The sequence below is a fragment of the Rhodococcus sp. NPDC059969 genome (assembly GCF_042738325.1).
Taxonomy (GTDB): domain Bacteria; phylum Actinomycetota; class Actinomycetes; order Mycobacteriales; family Mycobacteriaceae; genus Rhodococcus_F.
Genome location: NZ_JBHWUF010000005.1, coordinates 58606 through 82061, shown reverse-complemented (window position 1 = coordinate 82061; position 23456 = coordinate 58606). Strand labels below are relative to the sequence as shown.

Genomic DNA, 23456 nt, shown 5'->3' with positions numbered 1-23456 from the left:
CGCGATCGATCCGTTTCGCGATCGACGGAGTGAAGGGCAACGAACATGGCGCAGACCGGGACACACGCGCGTCCGACACGTCGACGCGCGGGCCGGTTGCCGCTGGTTCTTCTGCTCGTCACATTTCTTGCTGTCGGCGGGGTGTTGATCTACTTTGCGGTGAGTGCGGCCGGGAAACCCATCAGCGCGCCTGTTCCCGAAGCGCCGTTCGACGTAGGAGCCCCAACCGATCCGGGGGCAACGTGGGCGCCCGCACCCACAGATCTACCGCCGAACACCTTGGCGATTCCTGACCTGGATGTGCGTGCCGACATCGTGACCAGTGGGTTCGGTGCGAACCGCGGAATGATCCTTCCTCATCCTGACAAGGTCTCGCACTTCACCAACGGTGTGCAGTTCGGATCTTCGGAGGGTATGAATCTTGTTGCCGGTCACGTCGACGACGGTGATCGCACACACGGCGCTTTGTGGGCGCTGCACCAGATCGAACCGGGAACACCGATCTACGTGAGCGACGACGCCGGAACGATGTTCACCTATCACGCAGCGAGCCTGAAACTGTACGAAAAGGTGGCTTTGCCTGCGGAGTTCTTCTCCGAAACTGGTGCGCCCAGGCTGGTCCTCGTGACCTGCGGGGGCGAGACGGTGCCCGACCCCTCGTTGCCGTCCGGATTCACGTACGAACAGAACGTGGTGGTCACCGCGTTACCCGCGTAGGTCGGTCGGTACGTCCGGATAGGATGGCGACCATGGATTTCAGTAAGGGCCACGGCACGCAGAACGACTTCGTCGTTCTCCCTGACCTCGACGTTCGGATCGATCTCGAACCGGCGCGGGTTTCCGCGTTGTGTGATCGTCAGCGTGGTCTCGGCGCCGACGGCATCCTCCGCGTTGCACGGGCAGGCGCTCTGACGGACGCGGGCGTGCTCACCGCGCTTCCGGACGGCGTCGCTGCTGAAGACTGGTTCATGGATTACCGCAACGGCGACGGATCCACCGCGGAGATGTGCGGAAACGGCGTTCGCGTGTTTGCGCACTATCTCAAGGCCTCCGGCCTGGAGAGCACGGACGAGTTCGTGGTCGGCAGCCGCGCGGGAGCGCGTCCGGTCGTGGTGCACAGCTACGACGCCACACGCGGCGACGTGACCGTGGCGATGGGCCCGATCAAGGACCTCGGCACCAGTTCGGCAACAATCGACGGCCGCGTCTTCTCCGGCGTCGGCATCGACGTCGGCAATCCGCATCTGGCGTGTGTCGACGAGCATGTGACGGCCGAGGTTTTGAGTGCACTCGATTTGACTGTCTCTCCGGGCTTCGACCCCGGGTTCTTCCCGCACGGGGTCAACATCGAGATCGTGACACCGATCCACGACGGTGGGGTCCACATGCGCGTTCACGAGCGCGGTGTGGGTGAGACTCGTTCCTGCGGAACCGGAACGGTCGCGGCTGCGGCTGCGGCGCTGAAGTACGACGGCCGCGAGGAGGGTTCGGTCCTGGTGCGCGTCCTCGGCGGCGAAGTGCAGGTCACCGTCGAAAGCGGCGAAGGGTCCTTGCGAGGGCCCTCGGTTCTGGTGGCGAGCGGAACGATCAGCGACGCCTGGTGGCAATCGCTTGTGTGATAACGCCCGCGTGAAATACGCCTGCAGGAAATACGGATGCATCGTGTCAGGGTTTCGTGGGACCATGGATCTTGTATGACGAACACACAGGAAAACGAAGAGTCCACCGCTCGCGAGCAGTCCGAGTACGCGCAGGCCGAATACACGGCAGCGTCCGCATCGGACAACCCGTCGACCGGTGAGATGCAACTCGCAGATCGCGGCGCCCTACGCCGCGTGGCCGGTCTGTCGACCGAGCTCGAGGACGTCACCGAAGTCGAGTACCGCCAGCTTCGACTCGAAAGAGTTGTCCTGGTCGGCGTCTGGACGCAGGGAACAGCCGAGCAGGCTCAGGCGAGCATGACCGAATTGGCCGCACTTGCCGAGACGGCCGGTTCCGAGGTCCTCGAAGGACTGGTCCAGCGGCGCGACAAACCCGACGCCGCCACGTACATCGGTTCCGGCAAGGCGCAGGAACTGCGCGAAGTCGTGTTGGCGACCGGTGCCGACACCGTCGTCTGCGACGGTGAACTGACGCCTGCCCAGCTCACCGCGCTGGAGAAGATCGTCAAGGTCAAGGTCATCGACCGAACGGCTTTGATTCTCGACATCTTCGCCCAACACGCCACTTCCCGTGAGGGCAAGGCGCAGGTCGCTTTTGCTCAGATGGAGTACATGCTCCCGCGTCTGCGTGGTTGGGGCGAGTCGATGTCTCGCCAGGCCGGTGGCCGCGCCGGAAGCAACGGCGGCGTGGGTCTACGTGGTCCGGGTGAAACCAAGATCGAAACGGACCGTCGCCGTATCCGTGAGCGCATGGCAAAACTGCGCCGCGAGATCAAGGGCATGAAGGCCGCTCGCGACACCAAGCGCACACGTCGACTGCAGAGCGACATCCCGTCGATCGCCATCGTCGGATACACGAATGCGGGCAAGTCGAGTCTGCTCAACTCGCTCACCGGATCCGGTGTGCTCGTGGAGAACGCGTTGTTCGCCACGTTGGACCCGACAACCCGACGCGCTGCGCTCGACGACGGCCGTGAGTACGTACTGACCGATACGGTCGGTTTTGTGCGGCACCTTCCGACTCAGCTGGTCGAGGCATTTCGCTCGACCCTCGAGGAAGTGACCGACGCGGATCTGCTGCTACACGTCGTCGACGGCGCGGATCCGTTGCCGACCGAGCAGATCAAGGCTGTGCGGGAAGTTGTGACCGACGTTCTGCGCGAGACGGATTCGAAGGCTCCGCCGGAGTTGATCGTGGTCAACAAGATCGACGCGGCAGATCCGGTTACCTTGACGCAACTGCGTGGTCTGCTGCCGGGCGCGGTGTTCGTCTCGGCGCGGACCGGAGAGGGAATCGCCGAACTGCGAGCACATCTCAGCGAGGTTCTGGTTCGGCCGGAGGTCGAGGTCGACGTGCTGGTGCCGTATACGCGCGGTGATCTGATGGCTCGAATCCACTCGGACGGAACGATCTTGGAATCGACTCACGAAGAGGCGGGGACGCGGGTGCACGCACGCGTGCCGCAGATGTTGGCCTCGGCTTTGGTGGAGTACGCACCTAGTGCGTAGTTTCGGCGCAGTGGTCTCGGCGCTTGCTGTGACCACTGCGACTGTGCTGCTTCCCGGAGCGCTCGCACAGGCGTCGTCGTTCGAACCGAGCGAGTTCGCCCCGCTCTGTACACCTACTGATCCTGCGCTCCAGGAGTTGTCGGGGATGGTCGTCGTCGACGATCGGATCTACGCGATGGGCGACGGCGGCAGTGACGACTACGTGTTCGAGATGGATCTGAACTGTGTTGTCCAGAAACAGATTCCGGTCCCGATCGATCCCTACGACGTCGAAGATCTTGCGGTCAGTGGTCGGACGCTCGTTCTGTCGGACACCGGAGACAACCTCCGAACCCGCGAAACAGTGGCGTTCATCACGATGGACCTCGATTCAGGCGACGGTACGTTGCACCGCCTGACGTACCCGGACGGTGCGCACGACACCGAGTCGATTCTGCTCGACCCCGACGGCCATGTCTTTGTCGTGACCAAGGAATTGTTCGGCGAAAGCAGTGTCTACACACCGGTCGGGGATCAGAAACTGAGTGACTTGGCGCAGCCCGGCCCGACGCCGCTCGAGCGTGTCGGAGCCGTGTCCCTCGGACCGGAGAAGCCCGTGTCGGTGATGTTCACCGGGGGAGCTGTGTCGTCGGACGGTTCGGCGATCGCACTTCGGAGTTACTCCGACCTGTACCTGTACGAAGTCGTGGACGGCGGAATCGGCGCGACGCTCACCGGTACCGAACCCCTGCGGATCGCGCTCCCGACGGAGCCTCAGGGTGAGGCGGTGGCATTCAACAATGCGGGCGATGTTCTGATCGGTTCGGAATCTGCCGGTGGAGCGTTGCCGCCGGTGTACGTGATGCGCGCGCTCGTGGACGCGACGGAAGCGACGGCTGACTCGTCTGCCGGTTCGGTCGGTGTCGGGGTCGATCCGTGGACATTCGTGTGGGCTGGACTGGTCGCGGCAGGATGTGCGATCGGGGCCGTGGCGTTCGTGAGATTACGACGACGCCGCTGATTCCCGAAAGTTCCACGAATTCGCAGACCGCCGGTAGATGTGGATACTGGAACGAATGCACGGGCATCAACTCCTGACGCGGCTCTCGCGTATGTCACTCGAGCACGGACACATCACCGCCGCGCTGCTCGTGGGTTCCGTCATCGTCGGCGTAGGTGCGCTGCTTCTGCTTCGGTGGTTGCCGCGTAGGGCCGCGTTAGCCGCGCTGGGTCTGTCAGTGGGCGGGTCGGCCATCGCTGCGATGTTGGTGTGGCTCAGCTTTCGGCCGTTGCCCGCGCAGCTACCGGCGTCGAGTTTTGTGTGGATAGCGCTGGCGATGTTCGGAGTCGTCGGCGCCGCACTTGTTCTCCTTCGGCGCCCGGGGCTTGCTCGTGGTCTTTCGGTGACGGCATTCGCCGGGCTGGCCGCGATCGTCGCGGTAGGTCAGGTCAACGCTGCGACCGGCACGTATCCCACACTCGGCTCACTGGTCGGGCACTGGCCGGTCGGCTCGGTCGAGAATGTTGCCTTCGATTCACTCCCCGGGGCCGAACCTCGGGTGCAGCGGGGACTGCCCACCGAAACTCATTGGCAGGTTCCGGTGCGGATGCCAAGCAACGGTGTCGTGACGGAGGCGGCGATTCCGGGAAACATCTCGGGATTCGACGCGAGGCCTGCGACGCTGTATCTCCCGCCGGCCTACCTTGCCGATCCGCGTGCCGAGTTGCCCGTCCTGGTGTTGGTGGCAGGTGAGCCCGGCAGCCCCAGCGACTGGCTCGACAGTGGCCGGCTCGCGACCACCGTCGACGCCTATGCGTCGAGGCATTCCGGGCTTGCTCCCGTGGTGGTGGTCCCCGACGCGTTGGGGGACTACGACGCCAACCCCGGCTGCATGGATTCTGCGCTCGGCAACGTCGCGACGTATCTGGACCAGGACGTCCCGAACTGGATCGAATCGAACCTTCAAGTGAATCCGGATGCAACTCAATGGGCTATCGGCGGGTTTTCCTACGGTGGAACCTGCGCGATCGAGATGGCCGTGAACTTCCCGGACCGATACCCCTCGTTCCTGGACTTCTCCGGCCAGGACGAACCGTCGACCGGTGATCACGAGGACACCGTGGCGGCCATGTTCGACGGTGACGAAGACGCGTTCGACGCAGTCAATGCCCGAGACCTGATGGCGCAGAATCGGTATCCGCAGTTGTCGGGTGTATTTGTCGCGGGTGAAGACGACGACACCTACCGTCCCCAGCAGGAGATCATGTACGAGGCTGCGCGGGCCGCCGACATGAACGTGGAGTACTACACCCTCCCCGGTGGACACTCGGGTGATGTGTGGGGCACTGCTCTGGAACTCGAAATGGACTGGTTGGGCCGGACACTCGCACTGACTCCGTGAGAGTGTCCGGCCCACTACACAGCACCGGCGGAAATCGGGTCAAGCGTCGAGATCAGCGGCTACCAGTTCGGCGACCTTGGCGAGCGCGTCGGCGTCGTCGGATTCGATCGTGACTTCGGTGTCCTTGGCGGCTCCGAGCGTCATGATCATCAGTGCCGAACCTGCATCCACGGGTTCGCCGTCGGCGACGGCGAGGGTGACCGTGGCGCCGGAGGCTCCGACTGCTTCGGCGATGAGGGCGGCGGGACGGGCGTGCAGGCCGACTGCGGAACCGACGGCAACTGTCTTGCTGGGCATGGGATCTCCTCGTTGTAGAGCTGTCGTTGCGGACGTTTTGGGGTGTTCGGGCGGATCTGGTGACTTCGGTGGTGACTGCAGTGTTGCCTGCTGTCGATCATGCCGCAGCGGGCACGATTTCGGGGTCGAGTTCGGCATCGGAGGGCCCCTTGCGGAAGAACTCCTTGGCTCCGACGACAGCGAGCGCAGCTACCACGGTTCCCGCGGCGAGCGAGACGAGGAACCAGCCGATGCCGCCGACTGCGAAGAAGACGAAGATCCCGCCGTGTGGAGCGCTGAGAGTGACGTCGAAAGCCATGATCAGTGCGCCGGTGACGGCGCCGCCCGCCATCATCGAGGGGATCACGCGAAGCGGGTCGGCAGCGGCGAACGGAATCGCGCCCTCGGAGATGAATGCTGAACCGAGCAACCAGGCAGCCTTACCGTTCTCACGTTCGGCTTCGCTGAAGAGCTTGGGACGCAACACTGTCGAGGCAAGTGCCATGGCGAGCGGCGGAACCATACCGGCGGCCATGACTGCCGCCATGATGCGCAAGGTGGCGGGGTCGTTGACATTGAGTCCGGCGACGGCGAAGGCGTAAGCCGCCTTGTTGACCGGTCCGCCGAGGTCGAAGCACATCATCAGGCCGAGAATGATGCCGAGGAAGATGGCCGAGCTGCCGGACAATCCGTTGAGCCAGTCGGTCAGACCGGAGGTGATCGCAGCGAGCGGACGACCGAGGACGATGAACATCAGCGCTCCGACGACCAGCGTCGCGAACAGCGGGATGATCACCACTGGCATCAGGCCTCGAAGCCACTGCGGGACGGCGATCCGGCCGATGTAGAGCGCGACCACACCGGCGATGAGACCACCGACCAGGCCGCCGATGAAACCGGCACCGACGAACACGGCGACCGCGCCGGCCGTGAAGCCGGGAGCGATGCCAGGCCGGTCGGCGATGGCAAAGGCGATGTAGCCCGCCAACGCGGGGACCAGGAAGCTGAATGCCAACGAACCGATCTGGAACAGAACTGCGCCGAGATAGGTGGCCAGACCACCGTCGGGAAGGTTGGTGATCGAGTTGTTGAGAACGATGTCCTTGGCAGGACCGGAGATCTCGTATCCACCGAGCAGGAAGCCGAGTGCGATCAGCAGACCGCCGGCCGCGACGAACGGGATCATGTAGCTGACACCGGTCAGGAGGACCTGACGGAGGTGGGTGCCGAACCCTACGGAACCGGCATCGGAATCCGCAGCCGCGGCGGCAGTGCCGTCCACGGTGGCGGCGGCGGGATTCTCGGAGGCGCGCAATGCTTCTGCAAGCATCTTGTCCGGCTCGTTGATCGCCCGTTTCACACCGGAAGCGACGACGGGTTTGCCGGCGAATCGTTCGCGGCCCTTCACCCCGACGTCGGTGGCGAAGATGACAGCGGCGGCTCCGGCGATGACCGACGGGTCCAGCGGGGTGCTTCCGCTCGAGCCCTGCGTTTCGACGTGAACCTTGACGCCGGCGCGTTCACCCGCGGCGACGAGTGAGTCCGCCGCCATGTAGGTGTGAGCGATTCCGGTCGGGCAGGCGGTGACCGCGACGATGTGACGCTCCGCGGTCGCTGGTGCCGGGGTCTCGTCGGTGGCGTGTTTCCCGGCGGAAACAGGTGGCGGAGGCGTCACTGCTGCGGTCTTCGGGGCGGAATCCTTCTGTGCGGAATCCTTCGGTGCGGGATCCTTCGCTGCGGGATTGAGGACCTCGTCGACCAAGCGCACGATCTCGTCCGGCGTCGATGCTTCACGAAGTGACGTGACGAACGCGGGCCGAACGAGTGCTCGGGCCAAGGAGGAGAGCAGCTTCATGTGCTCGGCTCCGGCGCCTTCAGGTGCCGCGATCAGGAAGACCAGGTCGGCGGGGCCGTCGGGTGCGCCGAAATCGACCTTCGGATCGAGTCGAGCAAACCCCAGGGACGCGGCCGAGACGGCCTCGGCGCGGCAGTGAGGAATTGCGATTCCGCCGGGCAACCCGGTCGCGGACTGAGCTTCGCGAGCGAGTGCTGCATCGACCAGTCCCGCGGCGTCGCTCGCCCGACCCGCAGCAGTCAATCGCGCTGCGAGAGAACGAATGACATCTTCCTTGGTCGAGCCCAGGTCGGTGTCGAGTGAGATCAGATCGGGACTGATGATCTCCGGGCCGGAACTGCCGGCTGCGGTGGTATCGGACATGTCAGGTTCCTTAGGGCGTCAGGCGAGTTCGGTGGGGACGGGGATGGGAGAGGCGGCATCTGCTGCAGATACCGAAACCGCTGCCAGATCGATCTGTTCGGGTGTGGGAAGGGTTGTGCCGGGAAGGGAGGCAGCGGCGCTTCCGTAGGCGACCGCGTGACGTAGCCGCTCGGATTCCGAGCCGCCGCCCGCTTCGGCGAGGATGTAGCCGGCCAGCGACGAATCGCCTGCGCCGACGGTACTGACTGCGACAATCGGGGGAGCGGTGGCGATCCACGCGCCGTCGGCCGTGACGAGGACGGCACCGGCTGCACCGAGCGTGGCGAGCACACTGCCGACGCCGCGGTCGACCAATCGCTGTGCTGCCGTGATTGCAGGCCTGGGATCACCGTTCTCTGCAGCACGTTCGAGGACGTGGCCGTCGACGCCGGTCAGTTGCGCGAGTTCCTCGCCGTTGGGTTTGAGCAGGTCAGGTGCCGAGCCGGGGAAGCCTTCGGCGAGCGCCGTCAGTGGAGCGTCCGAGGTGTCGACCGCTACCTTGCACGGGTGATCGCGCAGCGCAGCGACAAGTTCGCCGTACCAACCGAGCGGAACGCCGGGGGGCAGCGATCCGGACAGTGCGAACCACAGCGCGGTATCGGCGCGAGCGATCAACTCCTGAGCCAAAGCGTCGAGCGTCGAACCGGACAGTGTTGCGCCGGGCTCGTTGATCTTCGTCGTAGTCCCGTCTGGTTCCGCGATGGTGATGTTGGTGCGCGCCAGACCCGTTGTGGCGACGCCGATGTGGGGAATCTCGCCGGCCGCGAGCGCCGAGAGTAATGGGTCGCCGCCGTTCCCCGGTAGGACCGCGAGGACGTCGAGGTCGGCTGCGGCGAGAACACGTGCGACGTTGACCCCCTTGCCGCCTGGGTCACTGCGAGTGGAGTGCGCGCGTAGGACGGAGCCTCGTTCGAGCCGTTGCTCGAGTTGCACGGTCCGATCGATACTCGGGTTGGCTGTCAGTGTGACGATCATGCGATCACCACCTCGATTCCGTGGTCGTGGAACTCGGATGTGTCTGTGGGACTGATGTCTTCGTCGGTGATGAGGACGTCGATGCTGTCGAGTGGGGCGAAGCTGATCAAGTGCTCGCGGCCTACTTTGGTGGAATCGGCCACCACGACAACATGATTGGCGGCTTTGACCATCGCTCGTTTGACCGCGGCCTCCTCGCTGTCCGGCGTGGAGAGTCCATGCCCGACGCTGATCGCGTTGGTTCCGATGAAGGCGACGTCGACCCGCAACGTGCTCAGCAGTCGTAGGGCGTCCTCGCCGACCGCGGCTTGCGTCACCCCGCGTACTCGTCCGCCGAGCAGGATCAGGGAAATCGAGTTCATCGACGCCAGTCGGGCGCCGATCGGGACGGAATTGGTGACGGCTGTGAAGTCGTTCTCGGTCGGTAGTTCGGGGATCATGCGGCCCGTGGTCGTGCCCGCGTCGAAGATCACGCTGCCGCCGGTGGGGGGAAGGTAGGTGACCGCACAGCGGGCGATCCGGTCCTTCTGTTGCGCGCGGGTCTGATCGCGTTCCGCCATGCCCGGTTCGGTCACGTGGAGGGATCCGGTCGGAACGGCGCCGCCGTGCACGCGCCTTATCTGTCCGATCCGTTCGAGGAAGGCCAGATCGCGACGCACGGTCTCGGTGGTTACACCGAAGGTCTCCGACAGAGCCGCCACGGACATGCGTCCGCGCTGCGACACCATGGTGCCGATCGCTTGTTGGCGTTCTTCCGCGTACACGTTCACTCCGATTCCGAAATGTGATCCGACGGTGCGGTGTGGATCACAACGAATGTTGCTTTATGTTGTTTTACGCCCGAGTGTGTTGACATGTCAAGAGTTGGGAGTAATCTTCGTCACAACGAAGGTGTGGGCTTTACGCGCTCGAGGTGCTCCGGTGTGACACCGGGCCCATCGCTCAAGGAGGACAGATGACCGAACAGCTCAATCGCATCACCGTGCACGGCACTCCCGTCGTGCCCGGAATTGCCTACGGCCCGGCTATCTGGCCGTCCAGCCGACCAGAACTTGTCACCGATGCGCCGGCCCTCGACGAGGCGGATCGAGAGGCCGCCGCCGATGCCTTCGCCGCAGCGGCGAAGGCTGTCGAGAACCGCCTTCTCGGACGGGCAGCCGAAGCCACGGGCGCTGCCGCAGAGGTCTTGCAGGCCAACGCGGCCATGGCAGCCGATCGAGGCTGGATCGGAGCGGCCAAGAAGTCGATCGCGGGCGGAGTTCCTCCGGTCCAGGCGGCGATCGCGGCGACGGAGCAATTCGTGGTGTTGTTCACCAAGGTCGGCGGTGTGATGGCGGAGCGCGTCACCGACCTCGAGGACATCCGCGATCGCGTGATCGCAGAACTCTCCGGATTGCCCGAACCCGGAGTTCCGATGCCCGAGACGCCGTCGGTGCTGTGCGCGGACGATCTTGCTCCCGCCGACACCGCCGGCCTCGATGCAACCAAGATCATCGGACTCGTGACCATCTACGGCGGCCCGACCAGCCACACGGCAATCATCGCGCGGCAGTTGGGCATCCCGTGCATCGTGGCCGCGAAGGAATTGGAATCCGTACCGGCAGGAACACCGATTCTGATCGACGGAACCACCGGCGACGTGATCGCGGAGCCGGATCCCGAGCAGGCGCGCGAACTGGTCGAGCAATCCCGAATCGATCGCGAACGCGTCAGCACGTGGACCGGACCCGGCCGGACGTCGGACGGCCGGCCGGTGGACGTCCTCGCCAATGTCCAAGACGGCGCCGGCGCTCGGGCGGCGGCGTTGACCGCAGCGGGAGGTATCGGGCTCTTCCGGACCGAACTCTGTTTCCTCGGCCGTGAGACCGAACCGACCGTTGACGAGCAGGCGGCAATCTACGCCGAGGTTCTCGAGGCATTCGCGGGCAAGAAGGTCATTATTCGCACGTTGGACGCGGGTTCGGACAAGCCACTCAAATTCGCCAACCACCAAGAGGAAGCGAATCCGGCACTCGGCGTTCGTGGGGTCCGAATCGCCTGGCAGGACATGGGTATTCTCGACCGCCAGCTCGACGCGATCGCCGCAGCCGCGGCGTCGACGAACTCTTCGCCGTGGGTCATGGCGCCGATGATCGCCACCCCGGCTGAAGCACAACGCTTTGCCGACGCGGTGCGGGCGCGCGATCTTGTTCCCGGTGTGATGGTGGAGATCCCGGCGGCGGCGCTGCTGGCCGACCAGATCCTCGAACACGTCGAGTTCCTCTCGATCGGTACCAACGACCTCGCTCAGTACACGATGGCCGCTGATCGAATGTCCTCCGAACTCGCCGACCTGACCGACCCGTGGCAGCCCGCCGTGCTCGCCCTGGTGGCACGTACGGCCCAGGCTGGTCAGGCGGCAGGCAAGCGCGTCGGGGTCTGCGGTGAGGCGGCTGCCGATCCGCTGTTGGCATGCGTACTTGCCGGTCTCGGTGTTTCGTCACTGTCGTGTGCTGCGGCGTCGGTTGCCGGGGTGGGAGCGAAGGTCGGGTCCGTCACCATGGCGCAATGTGAGGCGGCTGCGGCGGCGGTGCTGGCAACCGGTGATCCGGTGGCGGCACGCAAAGCGGCGGCTGACGCAATCAGCTGAAGCGGTTTCGTCGGTCTCGGTCGGCGAGCGAGTGCCTGACCTCTAGTATTTCGACCTGTGATCGAACGAGAAACAATGACCGGGGCCGGCGGAATCGGCTGGACTGTCCATGGCGACGGCAAGCGGATCGCCGACGGCGCCGTCGTGGCGCCGGATGAACGACTGAGTTGGCCGCGCACCATCGGGATCGGGATGCAGCACGTCATCGCGATGTTCGGAGCGACACTGCTCGTTCCGACCATCACGGGCTTCCCCGTCACCACGACGCTGTTGTTCTCGGGTATCGGCACCGCGCTGTTCCTACTCATCACCCGGGGCCGGATCCCCAGCTACCTCGGTTCGTCGTTCGCGTTCATCGCCCCACTGACAGCGTCGGCAGGATCGGGGCCGGCGGCACAGCTCGGCGCCGTCATGGCTGTCGGCATCGTGTTGATGTTGATCGGCGTCGCCGTACGTCTGATCGGCGGTCGGGTCATCGACGCGGTCATGCCACCGGTGGTGACGGGTGCCGTCGTCGCGCTGATCGGTCTCAACCTCGCTCCGACTGCGGCCGGTTCCTTCGAATCGCAGCCGTTGATCGCCACGGTGACGCTCTTTGCGATCCTGCTCGTCACGGTCGTGGGGCCCGGTCTGCTCGGCCGGTTGGGCATTCTGGTCGGCGTAGTGATCGGCTGGGTCTTCGCCGCGGTCGTCGGCGGACTCGACAGTGAACGAGTGTCGGCTCTGCGTGATGCGGACTGGTTCGGGCTGCCGAGTCTGCACGGACCGTCGTTCGACTGGTCGGTGATCGTGCTCGCGCTGCCCGTGGTGATCGTTCTGGTCGCCGAAAACGTCGGACACGTCAAGGCAGTGTCCGCCATGACAGGTAAGTCGCTCGACGACCTGGCCGGCAACGCACTCTTTGCAGACGGCCTCGCCACTACCTTGGCAGGTGCCGGTGGTGGCTCCGGAACCACCACGTATGCCGAGAACATCGGCGTGATGGCAGCGACCCGGGTGTACTCGACCGCTGCGTACTGGGTAGCCGCCGCCACCGCCGTGATCCTGGCATTCTCGCCCAAGTTCGGTGCGCTGGTCTTCACGGTTCCGAACGGGGTCATCGGCGGCGCGACGATGGTTCTCTACGGCCTCATCGGCATTCTCGGTGTGCGTATCTGGATGGACGCGAAGGTCGACTTCACCGATCCGGTCAACCTGACGGTCGCTGCGGCTGCGCTGGTCGCCGGCATCGGAAACTTGACGTTGACCATTGGTTCGGTCGAGCTGGGCGGCATCGCCTGGGGGTCGATCGGCATCCTTGTCGCGTACCCGATCATGCGGTATCTCGCCAAATTCCGTACTTCGAGTAACAGATAACCGCTACAGTCACGAATCGTGATCGTTCGGGTCATCGACGGGTATCGCAACAGGTTCTACCGTCGGAGGCAGTGACGTGGGCCCGCTAACTTCGGCGTGCCCGGTCTCAGCGTAAACATCCCGACCGGGTACATCATCCCCACCGGGTACATCACTGAAGTGCCGTATATCGAATTGCAAGGAGTCGGCGTGGAGCGCACCCTGTTCGAACCGGAACATGAACTCTTCCGGGAGTCGTACCAGAAGTTCTTGGCACAGCACGTTGCACCGAACCACGAGAAGTGGGAAGAACAGAACATCGTCGATCGTGATGTCTGGGTCGAGGCCGGAAAGCAGGGCTTCCTGGGAACCGCGGTACCCGAGGAATTCGGCGGCGGCGGCGTCAAGGATTTCCGCTACAACGCGATCATCACCGAGGAAACCACCAAGGGTGGCTTCAGTGGTATCGGCTTCACACTGCACAACGACGTGGTGGCGCCATACCTCCTCGACCTGAGCAATGACGAGCAGAAGCAGCGTTGGCTGCCCGGATTCGCGTCGGGCGAGCTGATTTCCGCGATCGCGATGACCGAACCGGGTACCGGTAGCGACCTGCAGGGCATCAAGACCAAAGCGGTTCGCGACGGGGACCACTGGGTTCTCAACGGCTCGAAGACCTTCATCACCAACGGCATCAACGCCGACATCATCATCGTCGTCGCCTGTACCGACCCGGACAAGGGAGCGCAGGGCTTCAGCCTGCTCGTCGTCGAGCGGGACATGCCGGGCTTCGAGCGTGGACGCAACCTCGACAAGATCGGCATGAAGGCTCAGGACACTGCCGAACTCAGCTTCACCGACGTGCGCGTTCCCGCCGCCAACTTGCTGGGCGAAGAGGGAATGGGCTTCTTCTACTTGATGAAGAACCTTCCCCAGGAACGACTCTCGATCGCAGTTGTTGCCGCTGCCGCAATGGAATCGGTTCTCGAGAGCACGATCCAGTACTGCCGCGACCGCAAGGCATTCGGCAAGTCGATCGGCAGCTTCCAGAACACCCGATTCGTACTGGCCGAACTGGCAACGGAGACCACCGCGGTACGCATCCTGGTGGACAAGTTCATCGAGCAACTCAATGCCGAGAAGCTGACCGTGCAGGAAGCTGCGATGGCGAAGTGGTGGACCACCGAAGCTCAGGTCAAGCTGATCGACCGCTGTCTCCAGCTGCACGGAGGCTACGGCTACATGAAGGAATACCCGGTTGCCAAGGCGTACATGGACTCTCGTGTGCAGACCATCTACGGTGGCACGACCGAGATCATGAAGGAGATCATCGGGCGTTCGCTGAATCTCTGATTCCGATCATGCGTCGCTGATCTTCACCAAAAACTCTGGGCCCCGACAAATGTCGGGGCCCAGAGTTTTTCGATCGGGGGTGCGAGCGAACTCAGATCTTCCGCATGACGGTGACAACCTTGCCCAGGATGACAGCGTTGTTGCCGGGAATCGGTTCGAAGAGTTCATTGTGCGGCATCAGCCACACCTCCTTCTTCGTGCGCTTGAACGTCTTGACGGTGGCTTCACCGTCGATCATGGCGGCCACGATGTCACCGTTCTCCGCCACGTTCTGCTGGCGGACGACAACCCAGTCGCCATCGCAGATCGCTGCATCGATCATCGACTCGCCGACAACCTTGAGCATGAAAAGCGAACCCTGGCCGACGAGCTCACGGGGGAGTGGGAACACGTCCTCCACGGCTTCCTCGGCGAGGATCGGTCCGCCGGCGGCGATGCGGCCCAGGATGGGGACGAACGCCGGCTCGGGTAGTGGGTCGGCGCTGTTGTACTCGCCGGAATGCTTCGACACCGACGCAATGGCGGTATCGGCAGCAACCTCGTCGAGACCCCGAACATCGACGGCGCGAGGCCGATTGGGATCGCGCCGAAGGAAGCCCTTGCGCTCCAACGTCCGCAGCTGATGTGCGACCGACGAGGTGGAGGTGAGCCCCACTGCATCACCGATCTCGCGAATGCTGGGCGGGTAACCGCGCTCGGTCACGGAATCGCGGATCACTTCGAGAACGCGCCGCTGGCGCTCGGTGAGGGTCTCGCTCGACGGAGACGGAACTGCAGAAGCTCCTGCCTCCGCGGCACTGCTGGAGCGATCGTCCTTCATGGCCTGTTGCCTCCGTGTCTAGAGAAAGTGCGTGTCTGAAGAAAGGGCGTGTCTGAAGAAATGGCATGTCTGTAAAAGCGTCTGGCGTAAATCGTGTGGTGCGTATCGCGCGGAAACTTGTCGGTGCCCCCTGCCAACATTCGAGCTGTCGACAAACACGGAGGCTTTCGCAATTCCCGCTGTGTGGTCTGACACGAATCTAGCCGGATTTGCTCGCGTTTTCAAACATCTGTTCGATTCGTGTCGTTCGAAGTAGAGACATTGTCGGCCAAGCGTGGTAGAAATTCGAACATGCGTTCCATCGAACGCATGATCGAACACATCGATCGGTGTCGACCAGCGGAGGTCACGATGGGTAACGCAGCAGTTAAAGGCAACAGGGTTTTCGACGATGGGATCGGTTTCGACGGCACGTCGGCGTTGAAGTATCACCCGTCGTTCTACGGGCCCGATGCTGATGATGCGGCTTTCGAAAGGCGCGGCACCGCCGAAATGCGGGGTGTGCCCAGGCATGTCGAAGACGAACCGCGGGTGGCCGTTGTTCGTCGTTTCCCCGTCACAGGCGGAACGTCAGGTTCGCGTTCGTTGCGTGAATCTCCTCGCCGATGGGACAGCGAGCAAGATTCGTCACGCCCGTACGGAGGCAGTTTCGCGCACCGAAACAGGGTCGGTGTCTCGCGGGTCGAGCACGAAGTGCAGGCCGAGGACGTCAGTTGGAAGACGATGTTCCTGGGCGCCGTGTTCACTGCGATGGCCGTTTTGGCGCTGGTCGGGATCGGCGCTTTGTCCAGTGGTGATGTTGCTGCGACAAACGGAGCGACCGATGTGGTTCGCGTCGCTGCGGGTGAATCCCTCAGTGATATTGCTGCCAAGGTTGCGCCTGGCCAGGCTGTCGGCTCCGTGATCGAGCAGATCATGGATCTCAACGCGATGTCGAGTTCCGGACTGGCCGTGGGGCAGACGCTGATCGTGCCGGCCTCGGGTCGCTGACCCATACCCGTAGCAGGCGGGAGCGTACCGAGCGTGAGAGCAGTCCGTTCGCAGCGAGTAAGCTGTCCAGTTGACAGTCCCACCACCTCGGGTGGTCGCGTTGAGTACGTGGATCTGCTCTGTAAATCGTCGGAGGATTTGCAGTCGGTAGCGAATCTGAGTTGCGGCCATTTCGGCGACAACGAAGGAACCCCGATGCATTGCCCGTTCTGCCGGCACCCTGATTCCCGAGTGGTCGATTCGCGCGAGGCCGACGAGGGCCAGGCGATCAGGCGGCGCCGTTCGTGCCCCGAGTGTGGACGTCGATTCACTACGGTCGAGACGGCAGTGCTTTCGGTCGTGAAGCGTAGCGGCGTGACGGAGCCGTTCAGTCGGGAAAAGGTTGTCAAAGGTGTGCGGCGCGCATGCCAGGGTCGCCAAGTGGACAACGATTCGCTGAATTTGCTGGCGCAGCAGGTGGAAGACGCCGTGCGTGCTTCGGGTTCTGCCGAAATTCCCAGCAACGAGGTAGGCCTCGCGATTCTCGATCCGCTTCGAAATCTCGACGAGGTTGCGTACCTGCGGTTTGCATCGGTGTACAAATCCTTCAGCTCTGCCGCGGATTTCGAACGTGAGATCACGGACATGCGCGAGCATGCCGAGACCCGTGCCGCCGACAAGGCTCCCGGTGCCGAGACCGTTTCCGTCGATTGAGGTCTTCGCCTCAGGTAACGCTGAGAGCACAAAGCGGTATTAGATAACGCTGAGAACACAAAGCGAACAAACGAACAAATCGGGCATGTTATTCGCTTAGTGTCTACCGGGTACGTTCGTCCGCATCTCGGATCTTCACGGAGGCGTTATGAACTTAGTTGCAGTCCTCGGAGTCGTGAACAGCCTGGTGACCCTCGGGTTCGCCAATACTGTTGCCACCTTTGGTGGTTTCCTCACCAACGTCAACATTCAGACAATCTACTGATCGCGCAATCTCACCGATCACGCTGAGCATCATCGCTTGATCGCTTCGATAGCTTTCAGGACTCGCTTTTCGGAAATCGGTGTGGGTGTACCGAGGGACTGCGCAAACAGGCTCACGCGCAGTTCCTCGATCATCCAGCTGATCGCGTCGACATCTCGAGCAGTGCGACGCTCTTCGGGCAACGAACCCAACAACCGGTCGTACGCTGCGTACACCCGGTCGAGGACATCCATCGCCTGCTGATCTCGTTGTGCGCTTGCAGGCAGAGCTTCGAGTCGGAATTTCGCTGCGGCAAGATATCGCGGCAAATCGCGTAGGCGCGCTGAGCCCAATTCCGCGACGAATCCCGGAAACAACAGTGAGGTCAACTGTTCTCGGACGTCGTCGGCTGCCTCGCCGCGGGAGCGGTCGAGGACGACGCTCAGTTGGTGTGCTTGTTCGAGGATCGGGACAATCATGCGCAGGATCGCGGAGACGCGTCCTGCCAGTTCGGAGCGTGCGATCTTCACCAGGGCTTCGAACGCCTCAGGTGTGCGTACCGGTCCACCGTGGGCCGCAATCACTTCGTTGGCAGCTGCCACTCGGCAATCGTCGACGAGGGCCTCCAATCCGCCGTCTGGATTCTGGCCAAGCGCCAGACGCTGAGTGTTCGACAAGCCGGCGGTCACTGCCTTGAGTTGGGTGGGAACGGCCGCCAGAAGGAGCGCTCGCGTTCCCTCCCTCATCGCCTGCGCCTGCGCAGCCGGCGTACTCAGGACACGGACGGCTACTCCGCCGTTTTCCGGCACTAGCGCTGGGTAGCCCGTCACCTGCTGTCCACCGATGGAACGGGTGATGGTCGGCTCCAATGCGCCGAGTGTCTCGGACGTCCAGACGGCAGCGGCTGCTCGTTCGGTTCCGGTGGCCGCCTTGGCCACTTCCTTCTGCACGCGCGGTGCGAGCGTGCGTCGTAGCTGCGCCAGATCCTTGCCCTTCGCGAGGACCTTGCCTGATTCGTCCTCGACGACAAACGTCATCTTGAGGTGATCGGGCAGCGCGGCCGGATCGAAGTCCTTGGCGCCGATCTGAATTCCGCCCAAATGCGAGAGTTCGCGGGCCATTGCGGTCATCAACGGCTCGGATCGAGGTTTGACTGCTGCCAACGCTGCGGCGGCGTAGTCGGGTGCCGGCACGACGGCGCGTCGAATGTTCTTGGGCAGCGTCTTGATCAGAGCAGTAACCAGATCGACGCGCATACCGGGGACCAACCAGTCGAAGCCGACCGGCTGAAGCTGCGCAAGTAGGCCGACCGGGATGTGTGCGCTGACGCCGTCGTCGTCCTTGCCCGGCTCGAATTGGTAAGTCAGCGGGAACTGCATGTCGCCCTGGCGCCAGGCGTCCGGGTACTCCCCACCCAGTACGGCAGCCGCGTCGGAGTTGACCACGGTTTCCGGGGTGAAGGTCAGCAGACTCGGATTCTTGCGCCGCTCGGACTTCCACCACTGGTCGAAATGCTTGGCGGATACGGCTTCCTGGCCGATGCGTTCGTCGTAGAACTCGTAGAGAGTCTCGTCGTCGACGAGGATGTCGCGGCGGCGCGCACGGTTCTCGAGCTCCTCGACGTTGTCGAGGAGTGCGCGGTTCTCGTGGAAGAACTTGTGGTTCGTCTGCCACTCGCCCTGCACGAGCGCATGGCGGATGAAGAGATCGCGTGAGGCCTCGGGATCGATTCGCGAGTACGTCACTGCGCGGCCGGTCACCAGCGGAACGCCGTAGAGAGTGACCCGCTCGTATGCCATCGCGGAGCCGCGCTTGGAGGACCAGTGCGGTTCGGAATAGGTGCGTTTCACCAGGTGCGGGGCGAGCTTTTCGGCCCATTCCGGTTCGATACGCGCGGACATGCGCGCCCACAGCCTCGACGTTTCCACGAGTTCGGCGGCCATGACCCAGCGTGGTGGCTTCTTGAACAATCCGGATCCGGGGAAGATCGCGAAGTGGCTGCCCCTCGCGCCGAGATAGTCCCGCTTCTCACCTTCGCGCAACCCGATGTGCGAGAGCAATCCGGCGAGCAGTGACTGATGGATTGCGTTCTCGCTTGCGGGGGTGTCGCCCACGGTCCAGCCGAGACCGCGGGTGATCTGCCGCAGCTGCCCGTGCAGATCCTGCCATTCGCGGATACGGAGCCAGTGCAGGAACTCGTTCCGGCACATCTTGCGAAACTGGTTGGAGGACAGATCGTTACGCTGTTCACGTAAGTAGTCCCACAGTTTCAGGTAGGCCAGGAAGTCGGAGTTCTCGACGTTGAAGCGGGCGTGCTTTTCATCGGCGGCCTGCTGGAACTCGGCGGGCCGCTCGCGAACGTCCTGGATGGACAACGCCGCGACGATGACGAGGGTTTCGTGAAGGCACCCGTTGTTCTTGGCTTCCACCAGCATTCGTGCCATTCGCGGATCTACCGGAATCTGGGCCAATTCGCGGCCGACCGGCGTCAGTTCGGGGTGGCTGGCCTCGGAACCTCGCGCAATGGCGCCGAGTTCTTCGAGGAGTCCGATTCCGTCCTTGACGGCGCGCTGGTCCGGCGGCTCGACGAAGGGGAAGGCAGCGATGTCGCCCAGACCGAGGGCCGTCATCTGCAAGATGACCGATGCGAGATTGGTCCGCAGGATCTCGGGCTCGGTGAACGCCGGCCGTGACTCGAAGTCCTCCTCGGAGTAGAGGCGGATGCAGATTCCTTCGGCGACGCGGCCGCAACGTCCGGAACGCTGACGAGCTGACGCCTGCGAAATGGGCTCGATCGGCAATCGTTGAACCTTGGTGCGCACCGAATATCGAGAGATGCGCGCGGTTCCCGGATCGACGACGTAGCGAATGCCGGGCACGGTCAGTGAGGTCTCTGCCACGTTGGTGGCAAGGACGACGCGTCGGCCGGTGTGCGGCGAGAACACCTTGTGTTGCTCGGCAGCAGACAACCGCGCGTACAGCGGGACGATTTCGGTGTTGCGAAGACGCCGGTCACGCAAAGCGTCTGCGGTGTCGCGAATTTCGCGTTCGCCGGAAAGGAAGACCAAGATGTCGCCTTCGCCCTCCGAGCTCAGTTCGTCGACAGCCTCACAGACCGCGTCGACGGGATCGCGGTCGAAGGTGATGTCGCCGGATTCGACGGTCAGTGGCCGGTAACGCATCTCGACGGGGAAGGTTCGTCCCGAGACCTCGACGATCGGCGCAGGCTTACCGTCGACGGCGAAGTGCTTGGCGAAGCGTTCGGGATCGATGGTCGCCGACGTGATGATCACTTTGAGATCGGGTCGGCGGGGGAGCAGCTGCGCCAGGTAACCGAGGATGAAGTCGATGTTGAGGCTGCGTTCGTGCGCTTCGTCGATGATCAGCGTGTCGTAGCGTCGGAGCATGCGGTCGCGCTGAATCTCGGCGAGGAGAATGCCGTCGGTCATGAGCTTGACGTAGGTGCGGTCCGACACCTGGTCGGTGAATCGCACCGTGTATCCGACGGCGTCGCCCAGCTCGGTGTCGAGTTCTTCGGCGATACGTTCGGCCACGGTGCGTGCAGCCAACCGGCGAGGCTGCGTGTGTCCGATCAGGCCGCGGACGCCGCGCCCGAGTTCGAGACAGATCTTGGGGATCTGAGTTGTCTTACCCGAGCCGGTCTCGCCGGCGACGATGACAACTTGATTCTCCGAGATCGCGGTGGCTATATCGTCTTTGCGCTGACTGACGGGCAGTGCTTCGGGGTACGAGATCGCGGGGACGTTCGCGGCGCGGTTCGTCAATCGAGTGCGTGCGGCATTTATTTCTTCGGCCAGCGCCACCAGAGCGTCGGGTGTGCGGGCACGGTCGAGTTTGCGACGGAGTCGACTCTCGTCGCGGAGTGAGACCTGCGCCAGTGCGCTCTTCAGGTCACTCCGCTTGGGGGAGAGCGGGGCCGGTGGTGTTGTAGACATGCTGATGACAGCCTATCGAACGCATTGACAACTACCGCTCGCAGATCGTGCTGATGTGCAAATATCGACCAGTGACGACAAATACCGCAAATGAGTCATCGGTGCCTGTCTTGTCGACGCCGATCGCCGTGCGAGTCCTGAGACTGTTGTTCGCGGTGTTCGGACTCGCCGCGTTGCTGTGGATCCCGATCCGCGACGCGACTGATCTGTCTCTGTCGAACTATCTGAGCTACTTCACCATCGAGAGCAACATTCTTGCGGTGATGGTGTTGCTGGTCGGTGCAATTCGAGATCCACAATCGCAGGCGTGGCAGTCGATCCGAGGGGCGGTGACGCTGTACATGGTGATCACCGGGATCATCTACGCCGTGCTCCTGGCGGATATCGACGTCAATTTGAACGATGCCTGGATCAACTCGGCACTGCATCGGATTCTTCCGCTGGTCATGCTGCTCGACTGGGTGTTCTTCGCCTCGAGGCACAGGATCTCCGAAGCACGTTCACTGCAGTGGTTGCTGTTCCCGGTCGTGTACGGCGTGTACACGTTGATCCGAGGCTCGATCGTCGACTGGTATCCCTACCCGTTCATGGATCCGCGCCACCAGGGCTATCTGGCCCTGTTCATCGGGTTTGTCGTGCTGGCCATCGCGATGGCCCTGATGGCGTTGGCAGTCAATGCCGTCGGACGGTTGGGTGCCGGGCTACGCGGCCGGAACGCCCCGCAGTCCTAGCCCGTTTCCGGTGGAGATCACCTGATCGAGTCGGTCGATGTTCGGGTGCTTGCCCGGGTTCGCTCGCGCGTCCTCGGTGTGTTCGGCGAAGATCGTCAGTCCTGCTGTCGCGGCTTCGGGTGTCAGTGCGCCGTAGACCGCAGCGAGATGGTTGTACACCTTGACCGAGCCGGACTTTCCGGGCTTGTTCTCCACAGTGTCGATGACGTTTCCGTCGGCGTCGAGTACCTCGATGGCGGCCAGATGATCGATGGCGGGCAGTGCTGCAAGATTGTCGGCAAAAGTCATGGTCGACAGATTACGTGTTCGCCCGTGAAAGCCGGTGCCGGGCGAGCGCCGTCGTGCGCGGATTTCCGGTGTCGATATAGTCGCAGCACATCGTTTGCACACCAGCATCGTTTGTATTCGAAGGGGACAATGATGGCTTCGGCATTGTGGCACGGGTTCGCGGACATGGGCGCTGTGGAGAAGAACGGCGCGTTTGTCGTCTCACGCGGTGAGGGCGCGTACATCTGGGATTCCGAGGGCACGCGGTATCTGGATGCGACGGCGGGCCTGTGGTTCACCAATGTCGGGCACGGGCGCACCGAGATCGCGGATGCGGTGGCGGCTCAGTTGTCGAAGATCGCTCATTTCTCCAACTTCGGTGATTTTGTTCCCGAGACCACGCAGGTGTTGGCGGAGCGTTTGGCGGCCATCGCGCCGGTTGCCGGGAGCAAGATCTTCTTCACTTCGGGTGGTTCGGATTCGGTGGACACTGCGGCGAAGCTGGCTCGCCGGTACTGGCACGAGGTGGGGCAGCCGGAGAAGACGATCATCGTCGGACGCCAGAAGGCGTACCACGGAATGCACGTTGCGGGAACGGCTTTGGCCGGTATTCCGGTGAACCGCGAGGGTTACGGCGAGCTGATGGCGGATGCGGCGACCGTCGGCTGGGACGATGCGAAGAGCCTGCTCGAGTTGATCGAGAAGACCGGTGCGAACAAGATCGCTGCGTTCTTCGCGGAGCCGATCATCGGTGCGGGTGGGGTGTATCTTCCGCCGGAGGGGTATCTGGCCGAGGTGCGTGACATCTGCCGTGAGCACGACATCCTCTTTGTCGTCGACGAGGTCGTGACCGGTTTCGGCCGGATCGGTGGTGAGTGGTTCGCGTCCACTCGTTTCGATTTGCAGCCTGACATGATGACCACGGCAAAGGGTTTGACTTCGGGTTACGTTCCGATGGGTGCGGTGTTCATCGCGCCGCGGGTGGCGGAGCCGTTCTATGCCGGTTCGTGGTGGCGCCATGGGTACACCTACGGCGGGCATGCCGGTGCTGCTGCGGCGGCGATGGCGAACCTCGACATTCTCGAGCGTGAGAATCTGCTTGGGGAGTCGAAGCGTTTGGAGGCGTCGTTGCATACGCATCTGCAGCCGCTGGCCGAGCATCCGCGGGTGGCGGAGGTTCGTAGTGGGCTCGGTGCGGTCGCGGCTGTGCAGTTGGCTGATCCGGCGGAGGCATTGCCGTTTGTGAAGACGCTTCGCGAGCATGGTATTTCGGGTCGCGCTGCGGGTCAGGGTGCGATGCAGATTTCGCCGACGTTTGTGATGACCGACGATCAGGTCGCGGAGATGGCCGCGGGGATCCTCGCAGCCCTCGGCTGATG

At 63.3% G+C, this 23456-nt stretch carries 19 protein-coding genes; 12 read left to right on the top strand and 7 right to left on the bottom strand.

Annotated elements, in window-relative coordinates:
* Positions 1-45: 45 nt before the first annotated feature.
* From ACFWAD_RS16160 to ACFWAD_RS16140, 5 genes are all read left to right on the top strand, one after another.
* On the top strand, positions 46-717 hold the full coding sequence (locus ACFWAD_RS16160; protein ID WP_378545495.1) for a class F sortase: 672 nt from the start codon (positions 46-48) through the stop codon (positions 715-717).
* 32 nt (positions 718-749) lie between these two features.
* Positions 750-1619 carry a diaminopimelate epimerase gene (gene dapF, locus ACFWAD_RS16155; protein ID WP_378545492.1) on the top strand — a complete coding sequence of 290 codons (870 nt, stop codon included), beginning with the start codon at positions 750-752 and terminating at the stop codon, positions 1617-1619.
* 75 nt (positions 1620-1694) lie between these two features.
* Complete coding sequence (gene hflX / locus ACFWAD_RS16150; RefSeq protein ID WP_378545489.1) at positions 1695-3170, top strand: GTPase HflX; 1476 nt, start codon at positions 1695-1697, stop codon at positions 3168-3170.
* The gene (locus ACFWAD_RS16145) at positions 3163-4170 is read left to right on the top strand and encodes a hypothetical protein (RefSeq protein ID WP_378545486.1); all 1008 of its coding nucleotides are present in this window, start codon (positions 3163-3165) and stop codon (positions 4168-4170) included. Before hflX ends, ACFWAD_RS16145 begins: the two co-directional genes overlap by 8 nt.
* A gap of 55 nt (positions 4171-4225) precedes the next feature.
* Positions 4226-5551, top strand: coding sequence for an alpha/beta hydrolase (locus ACFWAD_RS16140; RefSeq protein ID WP_378545483.1), 1326 nt, complete (start codon positions 4226-4228; stop codon positions 5549-5551).
* A gap of 39 nt (positions 5552-5590) precedes the next feature.
* On the opposite strand, the gene ACFWAD_RS16135 is transcribed toward ACFWAD_RS16140, so the two are convergent.
* From ACFWAD_RS16135 to ACFWAD_RS16120, 4 genes are all read right to left on the bottom strand, one after another.
* Complete coding sequence (locus tag ACFWAD_RS16135; RefSeq protein ID WP_003942144.1) at positions 5591-5848, bottom strand: HPr family phosphocarrier protein; 258 nt, start codon at positions 5846-5848, stop codon at positions 5591-5593.
* A 97-nt stretch (positions 5849-5945) separates the two neighbouring features.
* A complete protein-coding gene (locus ACFWAD_RS16130; protein ID WP_378545480.1) occupies positions 5946-8045 on the bottom strand; it encodes a fructose-specific PTS transporter subunit EIIC in 2100 nt (699 codons plus the stop codon).
* An 18-nt stretch (positions 8046-8063) separates the two neighbouring features.
* Positions 8064-9059 carry a 1-phosphofructokinase family hexose kinase gene (locus ACFWAD_RS16125; RefSeq protein ID WP_378533429.1) on the bottom strand — a complete coding sequence of 332 codons (996 nt, stop codon included), beginning with the start codon at positions 9057-9059 and terminating at the stop codon, positions 8064-8066.
* A complete protein-coding gene (locus ACFWAD_RS16120; protein WP_317554800.1) occupies positions 9056-9823 on the bottom strand; it encodes a DeoR/GlpR family DNA-binding transcription regulator in 768 nt (255 codons plus the stop codon). Before ACFWAD_RS16120 ends, ACFWAD_RS16125 begins: the two co-directional genes overlap by 4 nt.
* Before the next feature lie 191 nt (positions 9824-10014).
* Between ACFWAD_RS16120 and ACFWAD_RS16115 the strand changes: the two genes are divergently transcribed.
* The 3 genes from ACFWAD_RS16115 (at position 10015) to ACFWAD_RS16105 (ending at position 14376) form a co-directional block, all read left to right on the top strand.
* Positions 10015-11688, top strand: coding sequence for a putative PEP-binding protein (locus ACFWAD_RS16115; protein WP_378545477.1), 1674 nt, complete (start codon positions 10015-10017; stop codon positions 11686-11688).
* A 75-nt stretch (positions 11689-11763) separates the two neighbouring features.
* Entirely contained in the window at positions 11764-13044 is a 1281-nt protein-coding gene (locus ACFWAD_RS16110; RefSeq protein ID WP_378445791.1) for a uracil-xanthine permease family protein, read from the top strand.
* Between the two features lie 189 nt (positions 13045-13233).
* Positions 13234-14376, top strand: a complete 1143-nt coding sequence (locus ACFWAD_RS16105; protein ID WP_378534527.1) for an acyl-CoA dehydrogenase family protein — start codon at positions 13234-13236, stop codon at positions 14374-14376.
* A gap of 91 nt (positions 14377-14467) precedes the next feature.
* Here the strand turns inward: ACFWAD_RS16105 and lexA are convergent, their stop codons facing one another.
* Positions 14468-15196: a transcriptional repressor LexA gene (gene lexA / locus ACFWAD_RS16100; protein WP_230817157.1), complete on the bottom strand. Its 729-nt coding sequence runs from the start codon at positions 15194-15196 to the stop codon at positions 14468-14470.
* Between the two features lie 291 nt (positions 15197-15487).
* On the opposite strand from lexA, the gene ACFWAD_RS16095 reads away from it, so the two are divergent.
* Both ACFWAD_RS16095 and nrdR read left to right on the top strand, forming a co-directional pair.
* Entirely contained in the window at positions 15488-16186 is a 699-nt protein-coding gene (locus ACFWAD_RS16095; protein ID WP_378533425.1) for a LysM peptidoglycan-binding domain-containing protein, read from the top strand.
* A 195-nt stretch (positions 16187-16381) separates the two neighbouring features.
* Positions 16382-16879 carry a transcriptional regulator NrdR gene (gene nrdR / locus ACFWAD_RS16090; RefSeq protein WP_283303956.1) on the top strand — a complete coding sequence of 166 codons (498 nt, stop codon included), beginning with the start codon at positions 16382-16384 and terminating at the stop codon, positions 16877-16879.
* Between the two features lie 294 nt (positions 16880-17173).
* Here nrdR and hrpA read toward each other — a convergent pair whose 3' ends face one another.
* Positions 17174-21079, bottom strand: coding sequence for an ATP-dependent RNA helicase HrpA (gene hrpA, locus ACFWAD_RS16085; protein ID WP_378545472.1), 3906 nt, complete (start codon positions 21077-21079; stop codon positions 17174-17176).
* Positions 21080-21180: 101 nt separating this feature from the next.
* Between hrpA and ACFWAD_RS16080 the strand changes: the two genes are divergently transcribed.
* Positions 21181-21810 carry a Pr6Pr family membrane protein gene (locus ACFWAD_RS16080; RefSeq protein ID WP_378545469.1) on the top strand — a complete coding sequence of 210 codons (630 nt, stop codon included), beginning with the start codon at positions 21181-21183 and terminating at the stop codon, positions 21808-21810.
* Here ACFWAD_RS16080 and ACFWAD_RS16075 read toward each other — a convergent pair.
* Positions 21781-22098, bottom strand: coding sequence for a DUF2322 family protein (locus tag ACFWAD_RS16075; protein WP_317554792.1), 318 nt, complete (start codon positions 22096-22098; stop codon positions 21781-21783). The genes ACFWAD_RS16080 and ACFWAD_RS16075 overlap by 30 nt on opposite strands.
* 132 nt (positions 22099-22230) lie before the next feature.
* Here ACFWAD_RS16075 and ACFWAD_RS16070 point away from each other — a divergent pair, with 132 nt between their 5' ends.
* Complete coding sequence (locus ACFWAD_RS16070; RefSeq protein ID WP_378545465.1) at positions 22231-23454, top strand: aspartate aminotransferase family protein; 1224 nt, start codon at positions 22231-22233, stop codon at positions 23452-23454.
* Positions 23455-23456 lie beyond the last annotated feature (2 nt).